Source organism: Exiguobacterium sp. s121 (assembly GCF_018617245.1).
Classification (GTDB): domain Bacteria; phylum Bacillota; class Bacilli; order Exiguobacteriales; family Exiguobacteriaceae; genus Exiguobacterium; species Exiguobacterium profundum.
This window is the reverse complement of the sequence record NZ_JACSJV010000001.1, coordinates 1,621,301-1,647,019: the sequence shown is the minus strand read 5'-3', so window position 1 is coordinate 1,647,019 and position 25,719 is coordinate 1,621,301. Positions and strand designations below refer to the sequence as shown.

Annotated in this window: 30 protein-coding genes; 27 read left to right on the top strand and 3 right to left on the bottom strand. The window is 47.7% G+C overall.

Translation table 11 applies throughout. The features are described from left to right. Positions 1-29 precede the first annotated feature (29 nt). The 8 genes from ctaD (at position 30) to KOG47_RS08455 (ending at position 5,952) form a co-directional block, all read left to right on the top strand. Complete coding sequence (gene ctaD / locus KOG47_RS08490) at positions 30-1,898, top strand: cytochrome c oxidase subunit I (protein ID WP_214691280.1); 1,869 nt, start codon at positions 30-32, stop codon at positions 1,896-1,898. Further along, the gene (locus tag KOG47_RS08485) at positions 1,899-2,525 is read left to right on the top strand and encodes a cytochrome (ubi)quinol oxidase subunit III (RefSeq protein ID WP_015881284.1); all 627 of its coding nucleotides are present in this window, start codon (positions 1,899-1,901) and stop codon (positions 2,523-2,525) included. It abuts the gene before it with no gap. Between the two features lies 1 nt (position 2,526). Continuing rightward, positions 2,527-2,856 carry a cytochrome C oxidase subunit IV family protein gene (locus KOG47_RS08480; protein WP_031421543.1) on the top strand — a complete coding sequence of 110 codons (330 nt, stop codon included), beginning with the start codon at positions 2,527-2,529 and terminating at the stop codon, positions 2,854-2,856. Between the two features lie 134 nt (positions 2,857-2,990). Beyond that, positions 2,991-3,914 (top strand): cytochrome c oxidase assembly protein, encoded by a 924-nt coding sequence (locus tag KOG47_RS08475; RefSeq protein WP_159562043.1) that lies wholly within the window; start codon positions 2,991-2,993, stop codon positions 3,912-3,914. 24 nt (positions 3,915-3,938) lie between these two features. Beyond that, a complete protein-coding gene (locus KOG47_RS08470) occupies positions 3,939-4,400 on the top strand; it encodes a DUF420 domain-containing protein (protein WP_015881287.1) in 462 nt (153 codons plus the stop codon). 21 nt (positions 4,401-4,421) lie between these two features. Continuing rightward, positions 4,422-5,036: an SCO family protein gene (locus KOG47_RS08465; protein ID WP_214691094.1), complete on the top strand. Its 615-nt coding sequence runs from the start codon at positions 4,422-4,424 to the stop codon at positions 5,034-5,036. A 5-nt stretch (positions 5,037-5,041) separates the two neighbouring features. Beyond that, complete coding sequence (locus KOG47_RS08460; RefSeq protein ID WP_215244074.1) at positions 5,042-5,314, top strand: hypothetical protein; 273 nt, start codon at positions 5,042-5,044, stop codon at positions 5,312-5,314. 146 nt (positions 5,315-5,460) lie between these two features. Further along, positions 5,461-5,952 (top strand): cysteine hydrolase family protein, encoded by a 492-nt coding sequence (locus tag KOG47_RS08455; RefSeq protein ID WP_159562045.1) that lies wholly within the window; start codon positions 5,461-5,463, stop codon positions 5,950-5,952. A gap of 45 nt (positions 5,953-5,997) precedes the next feature. Here KOG47_RS08455 and KOG47_RS08450 read toward each other — a convergent pair whose 3' ends face one another. Both KOG47_RS08450 and KOG47_RS08445 read right to left on the bottom strand, forming a co-directional pair. Then, the gene (locus tag KOG47_RS08450; protein WP_015881291.1) at positions 5,998-6,360 is read right to left on the bottom strand and encodes a YugN family protein; all 363 of its coding nucleotides are present in this window, start codon (positions 6,358-6,360) and stop codon (positions 5,998-6,000) included. Between the two features lie 104 nt (positions 6,361-6,464). After that, the gene (locus KOG47_RS08445) at positions 6,465-7,220 is read right to left on the bottom strand and encodes an ATP-grasp domain-containing protein (RefSeq protein ID WP_074037944.1); all 756 of its coding nucleotides are present in this window, start codon (positions 7,218-7,220) and stop codon (positions 6,465-6,467) included. Between the two features lie 132 nt (positions 7,221-7,352). Between KOG47_RS08445 and KOG47_RS08440 the strand changes: the two genes are divergently transcribed. The 5 genes from KOG47_RS08440 to KOG47_RS08420 are packed head-to-tail and all read left to right on the top strand — an operon-like array spanning position 7,353 to position 10,144. Next, complete coding sequence (locus KOG47_RS08440; protein ID WP_015881293.1) at positions 7,353-7,802, top strand: YlbF/YmcA family competence regulator; 450 nt, start codon at positions 7,353-7,355, stop codon at positions 7,800-7,802. Continuing rightward, a complete protein-coding gene (locus tag KOG47_RS08435; RefSeq protein ID WP_143406649.1) occupies positions 7,786-8,040 on the top strand; it encodes a YlbG family protein in 255 nt (84 codons plus the stop codon). Before KOG47_RS08440 ends, KOG47_RS08435 begins: the two co-directional genes overlap by 17 nt. 52 nt (positions 8,041-8,092) lie before the next feature. Further along, positions 8,093-8,656: a 16S rRNA (guanine(966)-N(2))-methyltransferase RsmD gene (rsmD, locus tag KOG47_RS08430; protein WP_214691092.1), complete on the top strand. Its 564-nt coding sequence runs from the start codon at positions 8,093-8,095 to the stop codon at positions 8,654-8,656. Positions 8,657-8,660: 4 nt separating this feature from the next. Next, on the top strand, positions 8,661-9,155 hold the full coding sequence (gene coaD, locus KOG47_RS08425; protein ID WP_015881296.1) for a pantetheine-phosphate adenylyltransferase: 495 nt from the start codon (positions 8,661-8,663) through the stop codon (positions 9,153-9,155). Next, on the top strand, positions 9,152-10,144 hold the full coding sequence (locus KOG47_RS08420; protein ID WP_214691091.1) for a SepM family pheromone-processing serine protease: 993 nt from the start codon (positions 9,152-9,154) through the stop codon (positions 10,142-10,144). Before coaD ends, KOG47_RS08420 begins: the two co-directional genes overlap by 4 nt. On the opposite strand, the gene KOG47_RS08415 is transcribed toward KOG47_RS08420, so the two are convergent. After that, a complete protein-coding gene (locus KOG47_RS08415) occupies positions 10,123-11,253 on the bottom strand; it encodes a tRNA(Met) cytidine acetate ligase (RefSeq protein WP_074037342.1) in 1,131 nt (376 codons plus the stop codon). The genes KOG47_RS08420 and KOG47_RS08415 overlap by 22 nt on opposite strands. A gap of 156 nt (positions 11,254-11,409) precedes the next feature. Here KOG47_RS08415 and KOG47_RS08410 point away from each other — a divergent pair, with 156 nt between their 5' ends. The 14 genes from KOG47_RS08410 to ftsA all read left to right on the top strand — a co-directional run bounded on the left by KOG47_RS08410 (position 11,410) and on the right by ftsA (position 25,719). Continuing rightward, entirely contained in the window at positions 11,410-11,937 is a 528-nt protein-coding gene (locus KOG47_RS08410; protein ID WP_015881299.1) for a YceD family protein, read from the top strand. Between the two features lie 22 nt (positions 11,938-11,959). Then, the gene (gene rpmF / locus KOG47_RS08405; RefSeq protein WP_015881300.1) at positions 11,960-12,133 is read left to right on the top strand and encodes a 50S ribosomal protein L32; all 174 of its coding nucleotides are present in this window, start codon (positions 11,960-11,962) and stop codon (positions 12,131-12,133) included. A 119-nt stretch (positions 12,134-12,252) separates the two neighbouring features. Beyond that, entirely contained in the window at positions 12,253-13,092 is an 840-nt protein-coding gene (locus KOG47_RS08400) for a 2-dehydropantoate 2-reductase (protein WP_251131821.1), read from the top strand. Next, positions 13,086-13,445 carry a DUF3397 domain-containing protein gene (locus tag KOG47_RS08395; protein WP_015881302.1) on the top strand — a complete coding sequence of 120 codons (360 nt, stop codon included), beginning with the start codon at positions 13,086-13,088 and terminating at the stop codon, positions 13,443-13,445. Before KOG47_RS08400 ends, KOG47_RS08395 begins: the two co-directional genes overlap by 7 nt. 24 nt (positions 13,446-13,469) lie before the next feature. Then, positions 13,470-15,026 carry a bacillithiol biosynthesis cysteine-adding enzyme BshC gene (gene bshC, locus KOG47_RS08390; RefSeq protein ID WP_215244072.1) on the top strand — a complete coding sequence of 519 codons (1,557 nt, stop codon included), beginning with the start codon at positions 13,470-13,472 and terminating at the stop codon, positions 15,024-15,026. A gap of 160 nt (positions 15,027-15,186) precedes the next feature. Then, complete coding sequence (rsmH, locus tag KOG47_RS08385; protein ID WP_215244071.1) at positions 15,187-16,119, top strand: 16S rRNA (cytosine(1402)-N(4))-methyltransferase RsmH; 933 nt, start codon at positions 15,187-15,189, stop codon at positions 16,117-16,119. A gap of 24 nt (positions 16,120-16,143) precedes the next feature. After that, the gene (gene ftsL / locus KOG47_RS08380) at positions 16,144-16,506 is read left to right on the top strand and encodes a cell division protein FtsL (protein WP_015881305.1); all 363 of its coding nucleotides are present in this window, start codon (positions 16,144-16,146) and stop codon (positions 16,504-16,506) included. Further along, positions 16,506-18,653 (top strand): penicillin-binding protein, encoded by a 2,148-nt coding sequence (locus tag KOG47_RS08375; protein ID WP_214691088.1) that lies wholly within the window; start codon positions 16,506-16,508, stop codon positions 18,651-18,653. Before ftsL ends, KOG47_RS08375 begins: the two co-directional genes overlap by 1 nt. Positions 18,654-18,710: 57 nt before the next feature. Then, positions 18,711-20,015 (top strand): UDP-N-acetylmuramoyl-tripeptide--D-alanyl-D-alanine ligase, encoded by a 1,305-nt coding sequence (locus KOG47_RS08370; protein ID WP_215244070.1) that lies wholly within the window; start codon positions 18,711-18,713, stop codon positions 20,013-20,015. A 21-nt stretch (positions 20,016-20,036) separates the two neighbouring features. Continuing rightward, positions 20,037-20,996: a phospho-N-acetylmuramoyl-pentapeptide-transferase gene (mraY, locus tag KOG47_RS08365; RefSeq protein WP_074037332.1), complete on the top strand. Its 960-nt coding sequence runs from the start codon at positions 20,037-20,039 to the stop codon at positions 20,994-20,996. 13 nt (positions 20,997-21,009) lie between these two features. Then, on the top strand, positions 21,010-22,347 hold the full coding sequence (gene murD / locus KOG47_RS08360) for a UDP-N-acetylmuramoyl-L-alanine--D-glutamate ligase (protein WP_215244069.1): 1,338 nt from the start codon (positions 21,010-21,012) through the stop codon (positions 22,345-22,347). Beyond that, positions 22,344-23,420 (top strand): undecaprenyldiphospho-muramoylpentapeptide beta-N-acetylglucosaminyltransferase, encoded by a 1,077-nt coding sequence (gene murG, locus KOG47_RS08355; protein ID WP_215244068.1) that lies wholly within the window; start codon positions 22,344-22,346, stop codon positions 23,418-23,420. Before murD ends, murG begins: the two co-directional genes overlap by 4 nt. A gap of 14 nt (positions 23,421-23,434) precedes the next feature. After that, positions 23,435-24,205 carry a cell division protein FtsQ/DivIB gene (locus KOG47_RS08350; protein ID WP_215244067.1) on the top strand — a complete coding sequence of 257 codons (771 nt, stop codon included), beginning with the start codon at positions 23,435-23,437 and terminating at the stop codon, positions 24,203-24,205. A 227-nt stretch (positions 24,206-24,432) separates the two neighbouring features. Then, positions 24,433-25,719: a cell division protein FtsA gene (ftsA, locus tag KOG47_RS08345; RefSeq protein WP_215244066.1), complete on the top strand. Its 1,287-nt coding sequence runs from the start codon at positions 24,433-24,435 to the stop codon at positions 25,717-25,719.

Here is a 25,719-nt window from a genome sequence, read left to right as displayed (position 1 = left end):
GGGGATTTCACGTGGCACAGACCACTGCAATGCAGCAATCGCGTAAATACAATGGCATCATGGATTGGATTACGACGGTTGACCACAAAAAAATCGGTATTTTGTATTTGTTCTCAGGAATCTTCTTCCTCCTTCTCGGTGGAATTGAAGCATTACTGATTCGTTGGCAACTCGTCAAACCAATGAACGATTTCGTCAGCGGTGAGACATTTAACCAGTTGATTACGATGCACGGGACGACGATGATCTTCCTAGCGGCCATGCCGATGCTATTCGGTTTTATGAACGCCGTCGTACCACTTCAAATCGGGGCACGCGACGTTGCGTTCCCATTCATTAACTCATTAGGTTTTTGGTTGTTCTTCTTCGGTGGAGTCATGCTTAACTTGAGCTGGTTCTTCGGAGCAGCACCAAACGCAGGGTGGACGGCTTACGCTCCACTTTCAACACAACCGGAAGCGACAGGGGTAGACTTCTACGCTCTCGGTCTTCAGATTTCAGGTTTCGGTTCATTGATGGCCGGGATTAACTTCCTCGTCACCATCTTGAACATGCGTGCGCCAGGAATGAAACTCATGCGTATGCCACTCTTCACATGGACGACTTTCGTTGCATCGGCATTGATCGTCTTCGCATTCCCACCACTTACGGTCGGATTGTTCATGTTGATGTTCGAGCGACTCTTCGGAGCTGCTTATTTTGACCCGGCACTTGGCGGGAACGTTGTCATCTGGGAACACCTTTTCTGGATCTTCGGTCACCCGGAAGTATACATCTTGATCTTACCGGCATTCGGTATTTTCTCGGAAATCATTCCGACATTTGCGCGTAAACGTCTCTTCGGTTACACGACGATGGTCTTCGCGACAATGCTTATCGGTTTCCTTGGATTCATGGTTTGGGTTCACCACATGTTCACAGTCGGTCTTGGTCCAGTTGCCAACTCGATCTTCGCTGTTGCAACGATGGCGATTGCCGTACCAACTGGTGTTAAAATCTTTAACTGGCTCTTCACACTGTGGGGCGGTCAAATTAAATTCAACGTGGCCATGCTTTACTCTGTCGCGTTCATTCCTTCATTCCTCGTTGGTGGGATGACAGGGGTTATGCTTTCAGTCGCACCGGCTGACTATCAGTACCACGACAGCTACTTCGTTGTCGCTCACTTCCACTACGTTATCGTAGGTGGGGTTGTATACGGTCTCTTCGCAGGACTTTACTACTGGTTCCCACTCATGTTCGGAAAAGCCCTTTCTGAAAAGCTTGGATACTGGCAGTTCTGGTTGTTCTTTATCGGGTTCCACTTGACGTTCTTCCCGCAACACTTCCTCGGATTGTTCGGTATGCCACGTCGAGTCTTCACATACCTCGATGGTCAAGGTTGGGATACACTCAACATGCTCTCGACAATCGGTGCATTCTTCATGGGTGTGTCAACGATTGTCTTGCTCATCGCTGTTGTGAAAGCCTTCTTGTCAAAAGACCGCGTCAAACCAGACCACTGGGGAGACGGACGTACGCTTGAGTGGACACTTCCTGTTCCGACTCCAGAGTACAACTTTGCACAAACACCACTCGTCAAAGGACTTGATACGTTCTGGCTCGAGAAAATGGCAGGCAACAAACGCGTGTCAGTCGCTGAGGAAGTTTCGGACATTCACATGCCGAATAACTCGCTCATTCCGTTCTTCATGTCACTCGGCCTCTTTATCGCAGGACTCGGTGCCATCTTCCAGATGGATAACACGGTCGTCGGTTGGTCATTGATTGGATTTGGATTAGCGATGACGTTCGTCTCGATGTTCCTACGTTCTTGGATTGACGATCACGGCTACTACATTCCGAAGTCACAAGTCGAAGCAGACTTGAAAGCGATTCGTGAGAAAGGAGAACAATAAATGGCACATGCAGTTGAAAAACACCCAGTGACCGGTATCCCGGCCAATCCAGAGAAAGCAACACTGGAAGGGAAAAATAAATATGTGGCCTTCTGGTTCTTCCTTGGTGGAGAGACAGTCCTCTTCGCCTCGCTCTTTGGAACATACGTTGGTCTCTTGAACTCTGGTGCGCCAGAGGAATTACGTTCGTATAACATTTTCGAAATGGAGCTCGTCTTCATCATGACGATGCTCCTCCTCACAAGTTCACTTACAAGTGTCCTTGCGATGATGAACATGAAGGCAAACAATCCAGGGCGTATGAAGCTTTGGTTGATTGTGACGCTCCTTCTTGGTGCCGGATTCCTTGGTGCTGAGATTTACGAGTTCATTCACTACTACCACATCGGTCACACGTTCACGTCGAGCGCATTCGGTTCAGCCTTCTATACGTTGGTTGGTTTCCACGGCGCGCACGTAACGTTCGGTCTTCTTTGGATCACGACGCTCTTGATTCGTAACTGGAACCGTCCGATCGATGTATACAATGCACCAAAGTTTTATGTATCGAGTCTATATTGGCACTTTATCGACGTTGTTTGGGTCTTCATCTTCTCAATCGTCTACCTCTTAGGGATGGTGAACTAATATGGAAAAACGAGTAATGAACGAATCTCACAAGCAGTTAGAGCTTGAAGTAAAAGCAGAGTCGAAACGTGAGTATCAGCTTCAATTAATCAGTTTCGCGATGATGATTTTACTCACATTCGTGGCATTCGGCGCCGTCTATGCGGAATTGATGCCGGTGTGGGCAGCAGGTGGTTTTTTAATCATCTTGGCGGTCATCCAAGTCTTCCTACAGTTATATATCTTCATGCATATGAATAACCGTGGGAACACGTGGATCGTTGGCATGATGTGGCTAGGTATCTTTGTTGCCATCATCACGGTCGCTGCACTCCGCTTACTCATTTGGTAATTGTGACAAAGGATTGAACATCTGTGGAAACACGGATGATTCGGTCCTTTTTCCTTTACTTCAAAAATGAATGAATAGTAATCTTGAAGTGAACGGTTTCAAAGGTTAGGGAGAGAAAGAAAAGGGGTGAACGGATGCTCTGGAATACGTCGGAGCTGCTCAATCAATTTGATTGGCTCACGTTATGGAGTCCGCTGTTCGGATTGCTCATGGTCGGGATTTATGTGTTATACGCCGTCGTGACAGAGAGAATGGCGAAGCGAGGATATGCCTCGACCACGTTATTACAAAAGTTTAGTATGTTGTTTGCGATTGTCTTGTATTACATCGGTTTTGGAAGTCCAATCGATGTCATGGCACATATCATTTTATCGGTGCATATGTTCCAAATGGTGCTCGTCTATATTTTGGCACCGGCACTCGTCGTTTACGGTCTACCGTACTGGGTGTTTGAAAAAGTACTTAGCTTCAAATGGATTGGGCCGATGTTCAAGTTTTTGACGAAGCCACTGATCGCGCTCATTTTATTCAACGCATTGTTCTCGATTTACCATATGCCGGTCGTATTCGACTACGTCTTGACGAACTACGGCGTTCACCGTATTTTCCACGGTGCCCTTGTCGTCTTTAGTTTGACGATGTGGTATCCGGTCATCGTTCCACTCGTCTCAGACGAAGAGGAAGGCATGTCCGATTTGAAACGAATGGTGTACATTATCGCCAACGGGGTCTTACTGACACCTGCCTGTGCGCTCATCATCTTTAGTCAAACGACACTCTATAATGCATACACGGACCCACAGACGTTTGCGACGGTCCTTGGATACTGTCTCCCGAATGGTGACGTTTCCGGAATTGATTTAGAGGCGTTGATGGGAGCGACGAACAGTGCGCTCGAAGATCAACGTTTCGGTGGGGTCCTCATGAAACTCGGTCAAGAGATCGTGTACGGCTTCTTCTTCGGCTGGACGTTCTTCGGCTGGGTGCGTCGGACGAAGTCACTTGCTCTTGATGAAGGCATGTCATTCACTCCGCAAGAAACAAATGAAAAAAATTAAACAGAACATAAAGGGGAAACATTGATGAACTATCTTGCCTTAATTAGTGTGTCATTCATCGTCATCAGTGCGATTCTTGTCGCCATCGGATGGGTGATTATTGCAAAAGACCGCAGCAACATCGAAAAACATAAAAAGGTGATGACGGCCGCAGCGATTGCAGCGACGACGTTCTTCATCCTTTACGTCTCGCGTACCATTTTTGTCGGTAACACGGCATTTGGGGGACCGGATTCAGTGAAGCCGTTCTATCTTGGTTTTATGATTTTCCATATTCTTCTCGCAACCACAGGTGGTATCCTCGGATTGATTACGCTCTATCTCGGTTATAAAAACAAAATCGAGAAGCACCGGAAAATCGGTCCAAAAGCGTCAGTCGTCTGGTTCTTCACGGCCATTACGGGGGTGACGGTTTACATTCTTCTCTATGTGGCATATGACCCAGGTGAAACGACGAACGTATTTCGCGCGATAATCGGAGGATGATCCATAGAGAGGGAGAGCTGTATGAAACGGAATAGCTATTTGACGGTCGGTTTGACCGTCTTGACGCTTGTCGTCATCGGAGTAGCCGTGTATTTTGTTTTCTTCAATCAAGACGACCTACCCGTCATTCAAGAGCCAACCCCGTTCACATTAACGAACGCATTAAATGAAGAGACCTATAATTCCGACAACGGAAAAGTGAAGATTGTGACGTTCTTCTATACGAACTGTCCAGATATTTGTCCGCTCACGTTACGTGATTTTATGAAACTCGAAAAAGAATTGAAAAAAGAGAACTTATACGGCTCGGACGTAGAACTCGTCGCGATCACGGTTGACCCGGAGGTGGATACCGTGCCCGTTCTGAAAAATTACGGGGAAGCATTCCAAGCAGAGCCGACTGGATGGAAGATGTTGACGGGAGACCAGGTAGACATTGACCGAATCACACGTCAGCTACAGTTCTATTATTCGAAGGCGAACAGCGGACTCGTGACGCATGCGACGACGATGTACGTCATCGACCGCCATCATGATGTCCGTGCTGTCGCGCAGATGGCGACGGCAGGGGATGAACCGGTCGATATCGAATCTATCATGGAGGACGTTAAAGTGCTCGCGAATGAAAAGGAGTGATCACCATGAACGATACGATGGCTGTGATTGGGAATGACTATTCATACGGAGACGTGACGATTGCGGAACGGGCGATTGAAGATTTGATCGCGTGTAGCGCAATCGAATTCGGCTTGAAAGAAGTGAAAGTCGTCTCTCGCTCGAAAGACCACTATGATTATCAAATCATTGCACCATTAACACTACTCGAGGCAGAGCGATTGTACCGCTATGTTCGAGACCAATTCGATTTATTGCTCGGTCAAGTCGATGTGACATTGACCGTCATTGCGGCATGATATAAGGGAGGACCCGTAAAGGGCCTCCTTTTTTATATGCTCGACGCTACGTTTCTTATGACTATATCTTCCAGAAGTGAACTTTGCTATACTAAATAGTGGAGTCGAACTAATGTTCGCTTTTTAGAAATGGAGGAGGACAAATTATGCAGAACCAAGCCTTAGTCGTTATTGACATTCAAAATGACATCACGAAAAATTACAAAGCAATCATCGACAACATCAATAAAGCGATTGATTGGGCGGTCGAAAAGAAGTTACATATCGTCTATATCCGTCATGAGAATTTATCAGCAGGGACGAGAACGTTCAAAACAGGAACGCGAGGAGCGGAATTAGCACCAGATTTGAAGCTCGCGTCCGACCACGTGTTCACAAAGTACAAGGGCAACGCCTTGACGAGCGAAGCGTTTGTGACGTTCATTGCCAAGCATCACATCGATACGTTTTATATCACTGGGGCTGATGCGACCGCCTGTGTGAAGTCGACTTGCTACAATCTGCGGAAATCTGACTATGCGGTTAGCGTCTTGTCGGATTGCATTACGAGCTACGATTTGAAAAAACTAGAAGATATGATTATGTATTATAAGAGTAAAGGTTGCGTGATCATCGAATCAAAGGACTTGTCGGCGTAAGTTGCCTAACAACGTTTAACTCGCCCATAAGAAAAACCCCTTCGCTTATGCAAGGGGTTTGACTTCTAATGTTTCTGCGAGTGCTTTTAGACGGCGCTCACAGTCGCGGACGATTTCTTCTGGGAAGACTTCATCGTATTCAACACCGTGTGGATAATAATGCTTTCCTAAAATCGGTGTAAGCATTTTGACAACAGCGTGACGATCTTCGATTTGACCTTCGATCGCGTATACAGGTAAGCGAAGATAGAATGTTTCGCCAGTCGATTGTTTCTCATATTTCATGTCATACGTGGCACGCTCGTAATCCCAAGCACCTTCACGGATGAAATGATGATGATCCATGATCGTCTCGAGCAAACCAAAACGGATTTCTTTTCCCTCGATGTGGAACTGCTCAAATTTCATCATAATCCCCCTTTTCGAATAAACCTCATATGTCATCATACCATATTCAAAAACGTTCTTGGAATAACGTGTGTTCAAATTGTGAAAAAAAGATGAACGATTAATCAGCCGAGTGAATTTAAGTATTCCTCGATTTTTTGAGGGAGTTTCACGCCAAGAGGTAGCAGTCCTTCTGATCCGAAAAAGACGTTGAATTCCAAAATGTAAAATCCTTCTTCCGTCACGATAACGTCAAACGCTGCGTGATTGATAGATAACGTGTTGGCAATCGATTGAACTTCTTTGATGACGTCTTCCGGGATGTCTTCGTACGAGAAGTTAGCCCCTTGAGCGACATTGTTTAAAAAAGCCTCGCTGACACGCCAATAGGCACCGACTACCTCTTCTCCAATCACGATGATGCGTAAGTCGCGATCATTCGGGATGAACTCTTGGACATAGAACGTATCATGATTCTCGACGTATTCTAACCAGTCTTGGTCATTTTTGATTAACCATACCCCTTGACCCATTGAGGATTTGGCTTTTTTGGCGACGAACGGGTAGTGGAATTCTTCCAACACGCGTTCAATCGTGTATGGGTTCTTTCCATAAATCAATGTCTTCGGAATCCGATGCGGATATGTCGCTTTAAAGGCGCGCGTCATCTCGATCTTGTCGTGCCCGAGGTGATAAGTCGCAGGTGATGGGAAGATTGCTTTATTCATCCCGTAGATGATGGAATTGACCATCCAATACTCAGGGAACAGGACGAGGTCGGCAGCGCGAACCTTATCGAGCTGATCGAAATAATATTCGGGTTTCGCATAATCCGTCTTGATACCGGCCGATCGGATCATATTAAAAGAAACTTTTTTCATACGTAGACGCATAGGTTGCGTCTGTTCACTTCCTTTCTACATGGAACGCCTTGCGGTCAACTTCAATTATAGTGTGGATTGCTTACATAGGGAAACAATTGTGGTAAAATCATGGCAGAAAGGGTGAGGGGTATGATAATCACTGAACAGACGATTGCCCTGCTCGATCAAACAGAAGAATTGACCGATTTGATTGAAGCAAGCGAATCGTTTCAAACATATATTCAAACGAAAGCGGCACGTCTCGCATCACAAGAAGCAAAGGAAATCGAGCGTGAGTTCTTGAAGATGAAAGAGGACTATGAGTATGTCCAGCGATTCGGAAAGCATCATCCGGACCACGACCGCATCAAAAAAGAGATGCATCTCATCAAACGTCGTCTCGATGTTCAGCCGGAAATCGCTGCGTTCAAAAAAGCGGAACGAAGCTTGGATAAGTTGTTAGGGGAAGTGAGTGAACTATTGGCTCATTCAGTCTCTCCTAAAATCAAGGTCCCGACCGGTAATCCATTCTTTGATGAAGGTGGATGTTCTGGTGGAGGTAGCTGCGGAGGAGGCGGAAGTTGTGGATGCGCCGTCTAAGTTGAATGAACGGATTGGCTTCGTCGTATACGTGAATTCCTTAAAACAAGTGAAAGCGTTAAGACGTTATGCGAATCTTTACTTTGTCTCAAAACGAGAAAAGTATGCGTTTCTTTATACTGACCTCGAAGGTCATGAAGCCGTACTCGAACAAGTGAAAGCATTGCCGTTTGTGGAAGCGGTCGTTCGAAGCGAACGCCCATTCATTTCCGAAACGTACGAGACAAAATCGAAATAAACAAAAAGATGAAGGTGGCATCACCTTCATCTTTTCTGCTGGAGGGAAAGACATGCGTGTCATATCTGGAGAACGAAAAGGGACCCGTTTAAAAGCGGTCCCAGGAACGGCGACACGGCCGACGACCGATAAAGTGAAGGAATCGTTATTCAACATTATCGGACCTTATTTTTCAGGCGGGAAAGCACTAGACCTTTACGCGGGCAGCGGTGGGCTCGGAATCGAGGCGTTATCACGAGGTTGTGACGAAGCTATTTTTGTCGATCGTCAACCGAAAGCCGTCCAAACGATTCAAGAGAACTTGCGAGCGACCCATTATGAAGTAAAAGGGAGAGTATATCGTCAAGACGCCAAGGCGGTACTCGAACAACTCAAGGTTCAACAGGAACAATTCAAGCTCATCTTTATGGATCCTCCTTATCATGCGGAAGAACACGTGGCGTTCTTACAGCTGATCGATGAATCAGATTTGTTGATCGATATCGGCGTAATCGTCTGTGAACACGGTAGTGACGTGACATTACCGGAGCGGGTGGGACGATTTGAACGAATTAAAGAACAGCGATACTCAGATGTCATCACCATCAGTTTCTATGAGTACGCATCGGAGGAGTGACACGATGAAACGGATTGCGATTTGTCCGGGTAGCTTTGACCCAATCACAAACGGACATCTAGATATTATTGAACGAGCGGCGGCCATTTTTGACGAAGTCATCGTGGCTGTCCTTGAAAATTCAAGCAAAGCCCCATTATTTGATGTGGAGGAAAGACTTGGACTGATTCGAGATGTGACGACACATCTGCCAAACGTGTCGGCTGACGCGTTCGGGGGATTGCTTGTCGAGTATGCCGCAGAGCGGGAAGCGGCGACGATCGTCCGTGGGCTCCGTGCAGTCTCAGATTTCGAATACGAGCTTCAAATCGCATCAATTAACAAAAAGTTGAATGAGAACGTCGAGACGTTGTTCATGATGACGAATAGTCAATATTCGTTCCTCAGCTCGTCGATTGTCAAAGAAGTGGCGAAATATGGTGCATCGGTCAGTGAACTCGTACCGGAACAGGTTGAAATTGCCTTGCGTAAAAAGTATCAAGTGAGTTCGGGACAATGAAATCGTTAAAAATCGGTCTCGGTCTACTCGTTACAGTGCTTCTCTTCCTGTTCGTCCCACTTCCTTACTATATCTCTTCACCCGGAGCAGCGACCTCAATTGAAGAGTTCCTGACCGTCCAAGGTGGCGAAAAAGAGGATGGGGAACTGATGATGGTGACAATCTCCCAACGCCGTGCGACTCCGTTTTGGTTAGTTGAAAGTTGGGTGACCCCGTTCACGGAAGCGAATTTATCCAGTCGCTATTTATACGATGGGGAGAATGAGGCAGACTATGAACGTCGCCAACAATTATTGATGGACTCTTCTCAACAAGCAGCAATCCAATACGCCTATCAATTAGCAGCTCAAGACGTGACGGTTGATTTCGAGGGAATTTATGTATCTGCTCCGATTCCTGGGTCCCTTGCGGCCAATGTGTTGAAGCCGGGTGATGTCATCACGGCCATCGATGGGATGTCCTTTGCCACTCGCGTCGACTTTTTGAATCGCATATCGGAATTTGAGGCGGGCGATGAAGTGGAGTTGACGATTGAACGAGACGGCGAAGAACGTGTCGTGCAAACGCTCATTCAGCCGATCGATCAAAGCGGGGATCGTGTCGGAATTGGAATCTATGAACCACTTCCCGTTCAAGAAATCACGGCTGATCCTGAAGTCGATGTCGCTTTGACGAATGTCGGCGGTCCATCTGCAGGATTGATGTTCACGTTAGAAATTTATGATCAATTGACGCCAGGTGACTTGGCAAATGGAAAACGGATTGCCGGAACCGGAACGGTCGATGAGGAAGGGAATGTCGGACCTATCGGAGGTGCATGGCAGAAAATTGTCGCCGCCGACGAGGAAAGAGCGGAAGTCTTCTTTGTGCCGGCCGGTTCAAATTATGAAGAGGCGCTGGAATCACGAGACCGCCTAAACAGTGACATTGAAGTCGTCCCTGTAAAGACGGTCGAGGATGCGATTCGTTATTTAGAAGAGATGAACTGAGGGCGTTGCCGGTGCTCGATCAATGCATCATCTTGAAGCGGGAGTCGATATGCTTCGGTGACACGAGCTTCAAAATCGAGCCGGGCATCGAACTTACTGACGAGTTGCACGTCTTCCTTCACATCTCGTAACGCATGTCGTCCGAGATCGTTGAAGGCGAGCGGTCTCACGTAAGGGACTTCATCAAAGCGTGTCGGTGCCTCGACTTTTAACCAGTGAAGCAGTACGGCGACGAACGCCCGCTGAATGGCGGTACGCGTGTAGCGACGTGTCGACACGACAGCAAGTGCACGTTCGAATGAAGGCTCGACTCCCGCCTGCTTAAGACGAGGTGCGAGAGAAGCATCAATTCCTACGAGCTCCGTCAATGTGTGGAGTGGCAAGGTTCTCAGTTTGAATTGTAAGACGGGCCAATAGTGTTCCCAATGTGTCATCGGTTGTGTCCGAAACATCGCTTCAGTCGATGCCGGAACGGCACGAACTTCACCGGTGTCTAGGTAATGAGCCCGAATACCCGTTGCCGACATGACGTCCATTAATGAAGGATCATGATAATCAGCCCCGAGCCGTTTGACTGTATGTAACTGAATCATCTTTGCTGCTTTGGCGTAATGATAGCCCAAAATGTTGTTTGGTCGCGTCAAATCAAATGAGGGATAAACGGTCCGGAAAGCTCGACTCGAAGCTTGAGCGGACGAGTGTCCTTCATGTAATGCTTCTTGAAGCGCCTCTTTGTAACGTGACGTCTCTTCGACATGTGAACGGGCTGCATGGAGGATTGCATCTATATCCCCGCTCTCACTCCCGAACGATAGCGTCTGGCAACGGAGCTGTTCAGCAATCGAGACGGAGGCTTTAGCGAAACGGTCGGCGCGTTGGACCCCGTATTGGGTCGGTAGCTCGATGACAAGATCGATCGCACCGCTCTCGACGGCAGCCTTAGCCCGTTTCCACTTGTCGAACGAGGCGGGTTCGCCCCGTTGAGTGAACTGGGCACTCATGATGGCAATCATGACATCAGCTCCGGTTTCGTGACGTGCAGTTTGCGCTTGATAATAGTGCCCGTTGTGAAACGGGTTGTACTCTGCAATAATGGCCGTCTTTTGCATGATTTACTCCTTTGCATTGTCGTATGGATTGGTGTAAGATGAGTAAGTACGCTTTGGCAAAGCGCCGTCGTCAACTGATTTTAGTGTAAAGAAAAAACATTGACAAAACAAGTTGGCCTATCTATAATTCATATTGTTGCAATTGAGGTGATTCGGATGAAATGGTCTATTGCACAGCTACTTAAGCTCCGAAACCAGGGTGACGGTTTTACAATCGATGAGATGGTAGAACTACCAGAGCTAACTCAGCTCCATCCGGATATCCGTTCGATTCGCCCGGTGCATGTGCACGGGGATGCATCGTTCACATCTAATCAAGTTACATTCAATCTGAAGATTCAAGGTGACCTGACGTTGCCAGATGCGCGAACGTTAGAAGATGTCACTTATGAATTCGATATTGAATCGCTCGAGCCTTTCTTTTTGGAGAATGGGCGTTATACGGAGCAATTCGATGACGTGAATTTGCCAGAAGGAAATACAATCAGTCTTGTACCGATTGTAAAAGAGCTCATCATGTTAGACGTCCCGATGCAAGTTTATGGGAACGAAACAGACAAAACTCAGGTTGAAGGAGAAGGCTGGACGCTCACTGACGAACAGCCCGAAGCCCAACCAAAAATTGACCCGCGTTTCGCGGGACTAGCCGACCTGTTCTCGAAAAAAGAGAACGAGGAAGGTTAACTTATCAAGGAGGTGGACAACGATGGCAGTACCATTCCGTAGAACGTCGAAAACTCGCAAACGTCTTCGTCGTACTCACTTCAAACTCAACGTACCTGGTATGAACGAGTGCCCGAACTGTGGCGAAATGAAACTTTCACACCGTGTTTGCAAATCTTGCGGACATTACAACGGTAAAGAAGTAACAAGCAAATAATGCTTGAAGGAGTGACCTGTTCTCAGGTTACTCCTTTTTTGTTTATCATTTTTGGGTCATGGTGAAAAGATGTGGTAAACTTTTTGTGCGAAAATAGTTCGAATAGGAGGAGGGCCATGATGAACTCCATCAAACGAATTGGTATCATCGGAAACGGAGCGGTCGGATTATTGTTGGCATCTGTGCTCGCAGACGATTACGACGTGACGCTCTATGGAAGGATCGGGTCATCTGATCCACTTTTCATCACACGTATCGGTGTGACGGAAGGGACGGCACGTGTGTCGTTACGGTCAAGTCAGACGCTTCAGGAAACGGACGAGGATCTTTTTTTTGTCACGACGAAAGCCCATCAAGTCGAGGAAGCGACGGCCCGACTCTCGGGTAAGGTGCCCGTCTTTATTTGTTCGAATGGGATTGCCCATCTGGAATATGCGAAACGTCGAGGGTTTCATTTAGGTGTCGTCGAGCATGGGGTGACGAAGCGTGGTCATGAGGTTGAGCATCGTGGACTCGGACGGATTCGAATTGGAAGTACGTCGGGGCTCCATCCTCTATCATTTCAAGAGAGCCCACTTCACATCGTGTGGGAAGAAGATATTGAACAAGTCGTCATTGAAAAATTGTTTGCTAATGCCATCATCAATCCCATCACGGCATTATGCCGGGTCCCGAATGGAGCCCTCGCCGGCTCACCATATCGTGAAATCGCACAATCGATTTACGATGAGTTGGTGCCTTTGTTTGCGCAGCAAGTCTCATTTTCCTACATCGAGACGATTATCGAACGTACCGCACAGAATCGCTCCTCGATGTTGCGCGATCTTGAAGAAGGTCGGCCGACAGAGGTGGATGCGATTTTGAAACCGGTGATTGAGAAAGCCGAACAGATGCAGATTTCTCTCACTGTCATTCCGCTATTACATAAACTGATTCTAGGAGCGAGCGCATCGTGTTAGTGTATATCGTTTCATTTCCACTCATCTTATGGTTTATGGTGTATATGATACTTAGAAAAATTATGCCGAAATCAATCAACTCATTCAAACTCGCATGCGATGCCGGGGTCATCCTTTGGTTTTACGCTTGCAGTATTTTACTTGAGGCCATCGTCGGGACGGATATGTTGCTATTATTGCTCGCAGCCTGCTGTGCGATTTTCCCGATCAACGCGATTTGGCAGCGGATTCGTTATGAGGAAGTGTTGTTCACGAAGATGTTCGTCCATGGTTGGCGGTTACTCTTCTTGCTACTTGTTCCGACCCACGCCATTTTATTCGCAATCGGTGTAGCCCAAGGCATGATTCGTTGATTGATTGAAAGGAAGTTGTTATACGTGAAGGTAGAAGCATTTGATGCTCTATATGCATCCACATCACCGATGATTCAAATCGATCATGAATATGGTCGCTGGCTCGATTATCGAGGGATGGATGAAATCGAAAAACGTGCCGAGGAGGTCTCGGGGCGCACCTATGAGCATCTGTCGGAGCTCGTCGAGATAATAAAGGGACAACAAGAACAGTTCGGGGAACTTTCGGAAGAGTTGGAAGCAAATCTGGAGTTACTCGCTCAGCGAAAAGCGTACGTGATGGTGACGGGGCAACAGGTCGGCGTATATGGAGGACCTTTGTTTGCCGTATACAAACTGTTAGCGGTCATCAAACGGGCGAAACAGGCTGAAGCGAAATTAGGGAAACCGGTCCTTCCTGTCTTCTGGATGGCGACGGAAGATCATGACTTTGCTGAAATCAACCATGTCTTCACGACACAGGCGTTTTCGAGGACGTTGAAAAAAGATGCCTTGTCATCGTTACCGCTTGCAGGAAAAGCATCGATAGGGGACTTAGAGTTCGAACGGGTAAAGCTCGAACTTGTTCAAATGGCGCAACGTCTTCTACTGAACGAAACAGAGACACCGTATACTTCACATTTGTATCATGAGCTGATTGACCTCATTCAAGTGAGTCGTTCGTTCGCTCACTTTTTCGGTGGAATGATGCGGCGATTCGTCGGATCTGACTTTTTATTGTTTGACCCGCACGCGAAAGACGTACGGGCTCTCGAACGACCGATGTTCCGAAGTCTCATCGAGCATCATGACAAGCTCCATGAAGCGCTCGGTCATGCATATGAAGAAGGGATGCCATCGGTCGACTTGAACAGAGACGCGGCCCATCTGTTTTATCACGATGGGACACGAGAGCTGCTCACGAAGGTCGATGGGGTGTTCACGACAAAGCGAGGACATCGCTTCACTGAAGACGAACTGCTCACAGAGCTAGAGGTGCATCCAGAACGTTTCTCAAATAACGTGGTCTCCCGTCCGCTCATGCAGGATTTCCTGTTCCCGACTCTTGGGTATGTGGCAGGTCCCGGTGAAATTGCCTATTGGCTCCAGCTTCGACCGCTCTTCCACGTGATGGGCTGGAAGATGCCACTGATCTTGCCGCGTCTTGGTGGGTTGATCGTGTCAAGAAATGATGAGAAGAAGCTTCGTCAAGAAAGCGTGACATTGGAGGAGTATATGAAGCAACCGCTTCCGGACCATGGATTTGACGACGAAGCGTTTGAAGAAGAGCTATATGCGTACCGGGCGCTCACGGAGGCCGTCAGTCATGAGGCAGGGAAACAAGGAAGACGATTTGAGGCGAAGTCGAGACATGTGCTCGAGCGATTGGCGGATGAGATGCGTGCCGAGTCGAAGCGAGAACAATATCGCTTGAATGCGCGACGGATTCATCTATCGACCCGACTGTTCCCGATGGATGCCCCACAAGAGCGCATCCTCTCGATGGTTCCGATGCTAAATCGTCACGGACTAGACGTGTTTCAACGATTGAAACAGGCATATGAACAATCCGATGCGGAGCGATGTTTGTTCTATGTATAATCTTTTTTTTGGAGAGCTCTTGACATTTGTCGGGAGCTTTTTTTCGTTGTTACCTTTTTGTTTCCTCTTTTCACTAAAAACCTGTACGGACCTTGACATTTTTATGATAAAGTAAGTGTAATAAAACAGTTGAAATATGTAGGTTGAGAGGGTTTTTTGAATGTTTGAGCATGAAACGGTTTTAAAAATGGAGTCCATTGAGGGATTGAACATCAAACCAGATGGGGTATATGTCGATTGTACGTTAGGTGGAGCGGGTCATAGTGAAGAAATCGCAAAGCGTCTAACGACGGGTCAACTATATGCGTTCGACCAAGATGACGTCGCGCTCGCACATGCGAAAGAGCGATTGGCTCCTTATGAAGGCCGTGTGACGTTTATAAAGAGCAATTTCGTTCACTTGAAGGAAGAACTCACCCAACGTGGTGTGACAAAAGTGGACGGTGTACTATTCGACCTAGGCGTTTCTTCGCCACAGCTAGATGAGGCGGAGCGCGGGTTCAGTTACAACTATGACGCACCGCTCGATATGAGAATGGACCGGTCACGGGACTTTTCAGCCTATCATGTTGTGAACGAATGGTCGTTCGGAGAACTTGCTCGTATTTTCTTTACATACGGGGAGGAAAAGTTTTCAAAGCAAATCGCACGAAAGATTGAGCAAGCCCGTGCCGATAAACCGATTGAGACGACATTCGAGCTTGTCGACTTGATTAAAGAAGCGATTCCTGCACCAGCTAGACGAAAAGGCGGACACCCGGCGAAGCGGACGTTCCAAGCGATTCGAATCGCCGTCAATGATGAGTTGAACGTATTCGACCGCGCCGTTCAAGATGCGATTGATTTACTTGCATTGAATGGACGCATCTGTGTCATCACGTTCCATTCGTTAGAAGACCGCATTTGTAAACAAGTGTTCAAAGAGCGAAGCCAGCATCCACCATTACCACCGGGGTTGCCGGTCATTCCGAAAGAATTTGAACCGGAACTCAAACTCATCACGCGTAAGCCAATCGTGGCGAGTGAGGGAGAACTTGAAGATAACCGTCGTTCACGCTCTGCTAAGTTGAGAGTGGCCGAAAAACAAAAATAACCGAGAGTGTAGGAGGGATACCTGATGCCAGAAGCTGCCCGTAAGGCGTTGCAGCCTCAAGTAACACCGAATCGAAATCCGATTCCGCAAGAACGACCAATACCTGCTCCAAAACGACGCACGTTGACCTTGTTTGAATCGATCCTGTATCCAGTGATGATTGGTTCAGTGGTCATGTTCGGTGGCATCACGGTGTCGAAGCACAATGAAGCGTATAATATTATGCGTGATACAGCAGCCGTCAATCAGCAGGTCGACGGGGTTGCAAAAGAAAACGAAGAACTGAAGTATGAAATCGCCCAATTAAGCTCGCCCGAAAGAATTTATGCGATTGCCGAGAAGCTCGGAATGAAATTCAATGAAAAGAATGTCAAGGTGATTGATTGATGAATTCTTTAAAACAGAGTAAAAAAAGAGTGGCGTGGGTAGCGATTGTCTGCTTCACCCCGCTCTTTTTATTTTTTGTCGGATGGTTCCTTTATTTATCCGTCACCCATACGTACAAAGGGGAGAACATGCTCGCATTCGCGGAAGAGCAACGGTGGAAAGCGGTCAGTACGTTAGAAGCGGAACGGGGCGAGGTGTATGATCGCTTCGGTCAACCGATTGCCATCAACATTCCATCATACCGGCTCGTTGCCGTTTTGAAACTCGGTGGTGAGCGGGTCAAAGGGAAGACGCTTATGCCTGATGAGTTCGCCGAAGCGGCGAAGCAATTGTCGACCGTGCTGCCTATGACAGAAGCCGATTTATTGAAACGGCTTGAACAAAATGCCGACCTTGGACAGATCGAGTTCGGTGTTCCCGGTCGTGACTTGACCGTAGAACAAAAAGAAGAGATCGAAGCATTCGACCTAAACGGCATCACGTTTGTCGAGGAACCGAAGCGCTATTACCCGAACAAAGTATTTGCTTCCTCGGTAATCGGATATGCCCAGAAGATTGACCAGAACGGTCGTATCGAACTCGTCGGTGAATTAGGGATTGAAAAGTCTCTGAATGATATTTTAAGTGAATCGTACGGTCTGTATCGATTTGAGAAAGATTTGGCAGGTCGTGAACTTATATCGAGTGACGAGCAGTTGAAGATTGAACCGGAAGACGGGGCGGACGTCCAATTGACAATCGACCACAGAATCCAACAGTTGCTCGAAACGAAGATGAATGAGTTGTATGAGGAGTATGAGCCGAAACATGCGACGGCCATCATCATGGACCCGAAAACGGGAGAGATCATCGCACTATCGGACCGACCATCGTTTGATCCGAACACACGCGAGATTTCTTCGTACAGTAACTTCTCTGTTTCGTCTCGATTCGAACCTGGATCGACGATGAAGATCTTTACGCTCGCGGCAGCCATCAACGAAGGCGTGTACAATCCGAATGAGCTGTATGAATCCGGTTCATACAAATATGGCAAGACGGTCTTCAATGATTACAACATTACGGGATGGGGTACCATTCCTATGGTAGAAGGCGTCTGGCATTCGTCGAACGTCGCATTCTCGATTTTAGCGAACGAACGACTTGGTCTCAGTCGATATGAAGATTACTTTAAAGCTTTCAAGTTTGATCAGCGGACAGGAATCGATTTGCCTGGAGAGGTCAATAGTCAATTCGATTTCGAAAGTCCGATGAACGTCTTGATTACGGCATGGGGACAATCGACAGCGGTGACACCGATGCAAATTTTGCAAGCGACATCGGCCATCGCAACGGATGGGACGATGAAGCAACCGCACCTCATCAAGAAAATCGTCAACAGCGAGACCGGCGAAACCATTCGGACGACCAATCCGAAAGAAGTCGGTCAACCGATCACGGCGGAGACAGCCAAAAAGACACGTGAAGCGCTAGACGGTGTCGTCAATAGCGATGTGGGAACCGGGCAACTGTATGCGTTAGACAACTATCGCGTCGTCGGAAAGACCGGTACCGCTCAAATCGCCGAGAACGGAAAATATTTGAGTGGACAGTATATTCACTCGTTCGTCGGGATGGCTCCGGAAGACGATCCGGAACTTGTCATGTATATCGCGGTGGACAGACCGAACAGTGACTCGTCTACGACCGGGCCACGAATCATGGCGCCACTTTTCAAAGACGTGATGGATGTCGCATTACGTTACCGGAGTGTCGAGCCTGAAAAACAAGAAAAAGCAGTCGAAGCCTCGACGAAGACAACGTCTTCGTATATCGGTCAAAACCGTGAAGAGGCAGTGAACGCATCGACGGAGAATTCCTTCAATCCGATCGTGTTAGGTGATGGAGACGAAGTGATTGCGCAGAGTCCTGTGAAAGGACAATCTTATGTCGTCGGTGAACGATTGTTGCTAAAAACGAGCGAGTCGTTTACGATGCCTACATTAAAAGGTTGGTCGTTGCGTGACGTAAAACGTTTAGCGACCCTTTATCAATTAAATTTAGAAATCGACGGTACCGGATTTGTCACATCGCAATCGATTGGCAAAGGGAAACCGGTCAAAACAGGTGCCTCCTTGAAAGTGAAATTGGAGACCCCGTCGAATTAACGCACGAGATGAAGAGGGCTGCGGCTCTCTTTTCCTATGTAAGAGGAGGAAGTTTGTATGGAACAACTGACAGTTCAAAAATTGGCATCATGGTTTGGCATGGATCTAAATGACGAACGTCTCGTCGAACGGGTCGCCACAGATTCAAGAGATGCAAACGAGGCGGGTCTCTTCGTCCCAATCGTTGGGGCGCGAGTCGACGGTCATGATTACATCGAGGCGGCCGTTGAAAAGGGTGCGATTGTCACGTTCTGGGAAGAAGGTCGTCCTCAACCAGACAACCTGGTTGTCATCCCTGTGAAATCGACGATTGAGGCATTGCAAACGGCAGCGGCGCGATATTTAGAAGAAATCAATCCGCTCGTCGTCGCCATTACAGGCTCGAATGGGAAGACGTCGACAAAAGACATGGTCGCTGTCGTGCTCGAGGAGAAGTTCAAGACGCATAAGACGGCCGGTAACTTCAACTCGGACGTCGGCTTGCCACTTACCGTTCTCAGAATGCCACGGGATACGGAAGTAGCCGTCCTAGAGATGGGAATGAACGGATTCGGTCAAATCGAGACGCTGTCAAAACTCGCCAAGCCTGATGTGGCGTTTGTGACGAATATCGGGGAGTCCCACGGTGAACAAGTCGGCGGACGGACAGGTATCGCCAAGGCGAAACTTGAGATCAAGGCCGGTCTCAAAGCAGACGGTCGCTTGATCGTCGATGCGGATGAGCCACTTCTTTCTGGTCAAGGCTATCGCGTCGGATACGATGAAACGGCGGATGGGAAAATTGAAGTGATCGAAACGACATTTGACGCATCGATCTTTAAATACAAAGGTGACTTGTATGAACTAAAGGTGCTCGGTGCCCATCAGATTCGAAACGCAGCCTATGCAATCGCGTGTGGACTTGCGTTCGGTCTCGATCATGCGATGATTCAACGTGGCCTAGACCGAATCAAGTTGACGTCGATGCGGATGGAAAAACAGATGTTCGGCGAAGCTCACCTCATTAACGATGCCTACAACGCAAGTCCGACGTCGATGATTGCAGCGATTGAGACAGTCAAGTCGCTTGAAGGATTCTCGAAGCGTGTGCTCGTCCTTGGAGATATGTACGAGTTAGGAATGGATGAACAACTGCAACACGAACAAGTCGGTGGCGCGGTGACATCTCCCGTGACCGATTGTATTCTCGTTGGAGACAAGGCAAAATGGATCGCGGATGGGATTCAAGATTCACGAGTGAACGTTAAAATGGTCCCGACGGTTGAGGAAGCGAAGGCGCTCCTTCATCATTATCAACGACCGGATACTGTGGTATTGTTAAAGGCATCTCGAGGACTGGCGCTTGAGCGTCTTGTTCAATAAATAGAGTAGTGAGGTAGCAACATGTTAATTAGTTTAATCGTATTAATCAGTTCATTATTAAGTGTCTTGATCGTGATGCCGCGAGCCATCCCAGCATTGCGTCAATTAAAGTTCGGACAAGAGATTCGTGATGAAGGTCCAGGTTGGCACCAGAAGAAGTCAGGTACACCGACGATGGGTGGGATCGTCATCCTGCTCGCCATCCTTGTCGGATTCATCGTATCCGTCATTTTTGGCGAAGCGGTCGCTGGATTCGGGTCTCTTCTATTCGTTACGATGGCATTCGGTGTCATCGGTTTCTTAGATGACTACATCAAAGTCGTCAACAAACGAAACCTCGGATTGACGTCCCTCCAGAAGTTGATTGGTCAAATCGTGGTATCGGTATTGTTTGCATGGTTCTTGTCACTCGGGGGAGACCTCGATACATCGATCTCGATTCCATTCACGTCGATTTCGTTCGATACAGGATGGTTCTATATCGCCATCGTCATCTTCTGGCTCGTCGGATTCTCAAACGCCGTCAACTTGACAGATGGATTAGACGGACTCGTCTCCTTCTCGGCCATCCCGACGTTCACATTCTTTGGGATTTACGCACTTACACAAGATGAACTTGGGATTGCTTGGTTCGCGTTTGCGGTCGTCGGTGCCTTGATCGGGTTCCTAGTCTTCAATAAGTATCCGGCTAAAATCTTCATGGGTGACACCGGTTCGCTCGCACTAGGCGGAGCCGTCGCTGGACTCGCTTTGATGTTGAAGCTCGAATTGCTTCTCGTCTTTGTCGGAATCATTTTCGTCATCGAGACATTGAGCGTCATCTTGCAAGTCATCTCGTTTAAAACGACGGGGAAACGACTCTTCAAGATGAGTCCGATCCATCACCACTTCGAAATGGTCGGGTGGTCAGAATGGCGCATCGTACTCACGTTCGGAGGCATCAGTTTAATTACAGCAGGTTTATCATTACTACTCATGTAAAAGGGTGAGACAGATGGAAAAGCAATGGCACGGTAAAAAAGTTCTTGTCCTCGGTGCTGCGAAGAGCGGCATTGCAGCGGCGACATATCTGCATCATGCAGGAGCAGATGTGACGATCAATACGGGGAATATCCCTCCGGAAGACGAACAGGAAAAAATTCAGGCGCTTGGGATTCAATCGGTATTTAACGAACATCCCCTCGCTCTGTTGAATGAGACAGAGTTGATTGTCAAAAATCCAGGCATCCCGTATCAGATTCCATTGCTTCAAGAAGCGATGTCTCGAAACATCCAAATCTATACCGAAGTGGAACTTGCTTATTTGGCAACGGAGGCGGAATTTGTTGCCATCACCGGCTCAAATGGGAAAACGACGACCACGACACTCGTCTATGAATTGCTCAAAGGTGGGGAACGTCCGGTGCATCTTGCGGGAAACATCGGATTCCCGGCGATTGAAGTGGCATCTCAGGCGAAGATGGGCGATTTGATTGTGATTGAATTGTCGAGTTTTCAATTGATGGGGATTGAGTCATTCCATCCCCGCTCGGCGGCACTACTCAATCTATCGGAAGCCCATCTGGACTATCATGGAGATTTTGATGCGTATGCGGATGCAAAAGGAAACCTGTTCCGTCAAATGACGAATGCAGACCAAATCGTCGTGAAAGTGACGGATACGGAAGTGATGAAACGCGTCCCGGGAGAGATTGAACCAACTACGTTCAGCTTTGACCGAGGTGATGCTTCTGTCGTCGATGGATGGGTCACAGTTCGTGGTGAAAAAATCATGCAAGTAAATGAGCTGGCACTAGGTGGGGCGCACAATGTGGAAAATGTATTGGCTGCACTACTCTTAGTGGAACCATTTGCTATTCCACGTACGCATATCGAACGTGTGTTACGAAACTTCGGTGGCGTTGCGCATCGGACCGAGAGTCTCGGTGATGTGCTTGGACGTGCTGTTTACAATGATTCGAAAGCGACGAACAACGTAGCAGCGGAAGCGGCGTTACGGGGGTTTGACGCCCCAATCGTTTGGCTTTGTGGTGGTCTCGAACGCGGTGCGGACTTATCTTCGCTCGCCTCTGCTCTCTCAAAAGTAAAAACTGTCGTCGCGTATGGTGAGACGGCTGAACGATTTAAAGAGCTCGGCGAGTCCCAACAGATTCCATCATTCACGGTCGAGACGTTGGCAGACGCCGTTCCGCTCGCGTTTGAGAAATCCGAGACGGGAGACGTCATCTTACTCTCACCTGCCTGTGCTAGCTGGGATCAATTTAAAACGTTTGAAGAACGAGGCGAGCAGTTCGTTCAACTCGTCCGTTCATATGAGGAGGCGAACCGATGAAAATCATGATTTCTGGTGGTGGTACCGGTGGTCATATTTATCCGGCACTCGCATTGATTGAAACGCTACAAAAACGTCACCCGGATTTACAGGTACAATACATTGGAACGGAGAATGGATTAGAAGCCGATCTCGTACCGCGAGCCGGTGTCCCGTTCAAGTCGATTCAAATCGCAGGTCTGAAGCGTTCGCTTTCACTCGAGAATCTGAAGACCGCCTACTGGTTTTTGAAAGCCGTTCGGGCATTGAAGAAAGACATGGCGGCGTTTAAGCCGGACGTCGTGATTGGCACGGGTGGTTTCGTATCCGGTCCCGTCGTTTATACGGCACAACAGCTTGGGATTCCCACGATTCTGCATGAACAAAACAGTATCCCGGGATTAACAAACAAATTCTTATCGAAGAAAGCCGATCGGGTCGCCCTCTCGTTCAAAGGATCGGATGTCCATTTTCCGGGCGCGAACGTTCGCTTGATTGGAAACCCGCGTGGTAGCGAAGTATTGCAGACGGAAGTCGATGAGGCGTCTATCCGCGAACAGTATCGTTTAGATGACCGTCCGATTGTCTTGGTTTATGGTGGAAGCCGCGGAGCCGAGGCCATCAACCAAGCGGTCGTGGAAGCAATCCCAGCGCTCTCAGAATTGCCGATCAACGTCCTTTACGTCACAGGGAAAGTGCATTTCGATGCGGTGTCGAAACAGGCACCATCCTCTGACAATGTACACATTCATCCGTACGTGTACGATATGCCATCTCTACTCGCTTGTACGTCACTCGTCATCTCACGAGCTGGCGCTTCAACGATTTCAGAATTGACCGCACTTGGCTTACCGAGCATTTTGGTCCCAAGTCCGTACGTGACAGCTGACCATCAAACGAAAAATGCTTCGGCCCTCGTCGAGAACGGGGCGGCCCTCCTTGTCAAAGAAGAAGCGTTGACGGGTGTTTCGCTCGTAGAAGCGATTCGTCAAGCACTCGAACAGCGTGAAGAGATGGCGAACGCATCGCGTGCGCTCGGTTTCCCGAACGCGTCAGATGCATTGGCCGACCTGGTAGAAGAAGTCATTCAATAAAGGAGTAGAACCCGATGGAACCAAGCCAACAAACGGTACGCAGTCTCGAAGACCGTATTCCATACATGAAAAAACAACGGCGTAAAAAAGCGAACCGTCGGATGTTCTCTGTACTCTCACTGTTTGGAATTCTCATCTTACTCGTGGTCTACATGCAGACTTCGATGTCGAACGTGAAAGATGTGAAGGTATCGGGTCTATACTGGTTAGAAGAAACGTACGTGTTTCAGGATATGGAGCTCGATTCGTCGACGAAGTTTGTCAGTCTTTCCCCAAACAAGATGAGTGAACAGATGGAAAAGTTGCCTGGTATCAAACGGGTAGAGATCGATCGTTCTTGGTATAACAAGGTTCATATCTCTGTGACAGAAGAGAAAATGATTGCTTATGCGAAAGCCGAAAAAGGAGATGTCGTCGTGTTAGCCGACGGTTCACTCCATCCGACCGGAGCCATCACCGATCCGCAAAAGCTAAAGGACGGACCGCTCTTACGAAAGTTCAACTCGGAAGCAGAACTTGAAAAGATTGCAAGTGAACTCGAACGGGTGGATGATGCGACTCGGGCTCGTATGTCAGAAGTGATTTTATCAAAACGAAAAGATGAGCCGACGCGATACGAGATTTTTATGAACGACGGCAATACGTTACTCACACCTACATTGAAGTTGAGTGAGACCGTATCGAAGTATGGAGAAATTTATGAAAACATCCCGAAAGGTGAGCGTGGGACCGTCGTCATGGATGGTGGGTTTTACTTTGTTCCATACGAGAAAACGAATGAATAATCAGTTATATTACAGTCCTTAGACACATAAGGGCTGTTTTTTTGTCGTTTGTAAACGAATTGATAACGCGAAACCGCTTAAATTGTAGGATTCTACCTTTTCTCACTATCTTATTTGTTGTAAACTTAGACGTGAGATATCTTGTCGAAACCAACAATTTTTTTGGATATCTGTATACGTGTCAGGCAATTGGAACAGGAAAATTATAGAGCGGAGGTGTTTCCCTTTTGGAAGCGAATGGTTATGTGGCCGCATTAGATATTGGAACGTCAGAGATTAAGCTCGTCGTCGGTGAATTGCTCGGCGGAACGCTTAATATTTTGGCAGAAGGGTGTGCACCGTCTGCGGGTGTAAAACGTGGCGCTGTCGTAGACATCGATAAAACAGTCCAAGCGATCAAACAGGCCGTTGAGCATGCTGAGACATCGCTAGGTGATCAAATTCGATCTGTATACGTTGCCATCGAAGGAGAGCATATCCAAATTGCCCCATGTCACGGAATTGCATCCGTGAAGCGGGAAGATCAAGAAATTACCGACGCAGACGTGATGGAAGTCATCAACTCGGCACAAGTAATGCGATTACCGGACGAGATGAGTGTCATCGATGTGATCCCATCTTCATTCACGGTTGATCAACAAACAGGTGTTGTCGATCCACGGGGTATGTTAGGCTATCGACTTGAGATGCATGGGAAAATGGTGACCGGGTCGAAGACCATTTTACATAGTATTCGTCGTTCGATTGAACGGGCTGGATTACAACTCGAAGGTTTTATTCTAGGAAACCTTGCACTCGGCATGAGTGCAGCTTCTGTAGATGAAATCGATTTAGGAATCGGGCTCGTCGATGTCGGACATGAAAAGACGACGGTTTCCGTATTTTATCGGGGAGATCTCGTCTACTCGTATATCCTCCCGGTCGGTGGAGATCATATGACAAGAGACTTGGTCTATAAACTCAATTGTAAATATCAAGACGCCAAAGTGGCGAAAGAAGAATATGGTCTCGCTCTTGAAGAAATGGCTGATGAGACAGAAGGTTTCTCCTACACGAACATCAATGGGGAAGTGGCGTTCGAACCACAGTCAGAAATTAGCTACGTTTTAGAAGCGAGAATAGAGGAAATGTTTACCCTAATGTTGAATAAGGTTCAAAAAGTAGGTGTTCCGATGCTGAATGGCGGATACTTACTTTGCGGTGGGGCAGCTGCTCTACCGGGTATTCAGGAGTTGGCGACTCGCATTATGGACCAAAAGACGAGATTGTATCAACCGTCGTCGATTGGTGTCAGACATCCAAAATACGCGACAGCCGTCGGTGTATTGAAATATGTCTTGATGAGTGATCATCACGTTTCGAAATCTCAACTTGAAAAACCGGAAGTTCGCCAGGAAACACTTCACACGAAGCCGGAAGCGACCGATATTCATGTAGGAGAGAACGAATACGAGAGCGATCAAGAGTCGAAAAAAGGATTTAGTCGTTTGATGGAAAAATTATTTGGCGTTTAA

What these genes read in the sequence shown, in the direction of transcription:
- ctaD (WP_214691280.1), top strand. Translation starts at nt 30, where the DNA reads ATGCAGCAATCGCGTAAATACAATGGCATCATGGATTGGATTACGACG.
- KOG47_RS08485 (WP_015881284.1), top strand. Translation starts at nt 1,899, where the DNA reads ATGGCACATGCAGTTGAAAAACACCCAGTGACCGGTATCCCGGCCAAT.
- KOG47_RS08480 (WP_031421543.1), top strand. Translation starts at nt 2,527, where the DNA reads ATGGAAAAACGAGTAATGAACGAATCTCACAAGCAGTTAGAGCTTGAA.
- KOG47_RS08475 (WP_159562043.1), top strand. Translation starts at nt 2,991, where the DNA reads ATGCTCTGGAATACGTCGGAGCTGCTCAATCAATTTGATTGGCTCACG.
- KOG47_RS08470 (WP_015881287.1), top strand. Translation starts at nt 3,939, where the DNA reads ATGAACTATCTTGCCTTAATTAGTGTGTCATTCATCGTCATCAGTGCG.
- KOG47_RS08465 (WP_214691094.1), top strand. Translation starts at nt 4,422, where the DNA reads ATGAAACGGAATAGCTATTTGACGGTCGGTTTGACCGTCTTGACGCTT.
- KOG47_RS08460 (WP_215244074.1), top strand. Translation starts at nt 5,042, where the DNA reads ATGAACGATACGATGGCTGTGATTGGGAATGACTATTCATACGGAGAC.
- KOG47_RS08455 (WP_159562045.1), top strand. Translation starts at nt 5,461, where the DNA reads ATGCAGAACCAAGCCTTAGTCGTTATTGACATTCAAAATGACATCACG.
- KOG47_RS08450 (WP_015881291.1), bottom strand. Translation starts at nt 6,360, where the DNA reads ATGAAATTTGAGCAGTTCCACATCGAGGGAAAAGAAATCCGTTTTGGT.
- KOG47_RS08445 (WP_074037944.1), bottom strand. Translation starts at nt 7,220, where the DNA reads ATGAAAAAAGTTTCTTTTAATATGATCCGATCGGCCGGTATCAAGACG.
- KOG47_RS08440 (WP_015881293.1), top strand. Translation starts at nt 7,353, where the DNA reads ATGATAATCACTGAACAGACGATTGCCCTGCTCGATCAAACAGAAGAA.
- rsmD (WP_214691092.1), top strand. Translation starts at nt 8,093, where the DNA reads ATGCGTGTCATATCTGGAGAACGAAAAGGGACCCGTTTAAAAGCGGTC.
- coaD (WP_015881296.1), top strand. Translation starts at nt 8,661, where the DNA reads ATGAAACGGATTGCGATTTGTCCGGGTAGCTTTGACCCAATCACAAAC.
- KOG47_RS08420 (WP_214691091.1), top strand. Translation starts at nt 9,152, where the DNA reads ATGAAATCGTTAAAAATCGGTCTCGGTCTACTCGTTACAGTGCTTCTC.
- KOG47_RS08415 (WP_074037342.1), bottom strand. Translation starts at nt 11,253, where the DNA reads ATGCAAAAGACGGCCATTATTGCAGAGTACAACCCGTTTCACAACGGG.
- KOG47_RS08410 (WP_015881299.1), top strand. Translation starts at nt 11,410, where the DNA reads ATGAAATGGTCTATTGCACAGCTACTTAAGCTCCGAAACCAGGGTGAC.
- rpmF (WP_015881300.1), top strand. Translation starts at nt 11,960, where the DNA reads ATGGCAGTACCATTCCGTAGAACGTCGAAAACTCGCAAACGTCTTCGT.
- KOG47_RS08400 (WP_251131821.1), top strand. Translation starts at nt 12,253, where the DNA reads ATGAACTCCATCAAACGAATTGGTATCATCGGAAACGGAGCGGTCGGA.
- rsmH (WP_215244071.1), top strand. Translation starts at nt 15,187, where the DNA reads ATGTTTGAGCATGAAACGGTTTTAAAAATGGAGTCCATTGAGGGATTG.
- ftsL (WP_015881305.1), top strand. Translation starts at nt 16,144, where the DNA reads ATGCCAGAAGCTGCCCGTAAGGCGTTGCAGCCTCAAGTAACACCGAAT.
- KOG47_RS08375 (WP_214691088.1), top strand. Translation starts at nt 16,506, where the DNA reads ATGAATTCTTTAAAACAGAGTAAAAAAAGAGTGGCGTGGGTAGCGATT.
- KOG47_RS08370 (WP_215244070.1), top strand. Translation starts at nt 18,711, where the DNA reads ATGGAACAACTGACAGTTCAAAAATTGGCATCATGGTTTGGCATGGAT.
- mraY (WP_074037332.1), top strand. Translation starts at nt 20,037, where the DNA reads ATGTTAATTAGTTTAATCGTATTAATCAGTTCATTATTAAGTGTCTTG.
- murD (WP_215244069.1), top strand. Translation starts at nt 21,010, where the DNA reads ATGGAAAAGCAATGGCACGGTAAAAAAGTTCTTGTCCTCGGTGCTGCG.
- murG (WP_215244068.1), top strand. Translation starts at nt 22,344, where the DNA reads ATGAAAATCATGATTTCTGGTGGTGGTACCGGTGGTCATATTTATCCG.
- KOG47_RS08350 (WP_215244067.1), top strand. Translation starts at nt 23,435, where the DNA reads ATGGAACCAAGCCAACAAACGGTACGCAGTCTCGAAGACCGTATTCCA.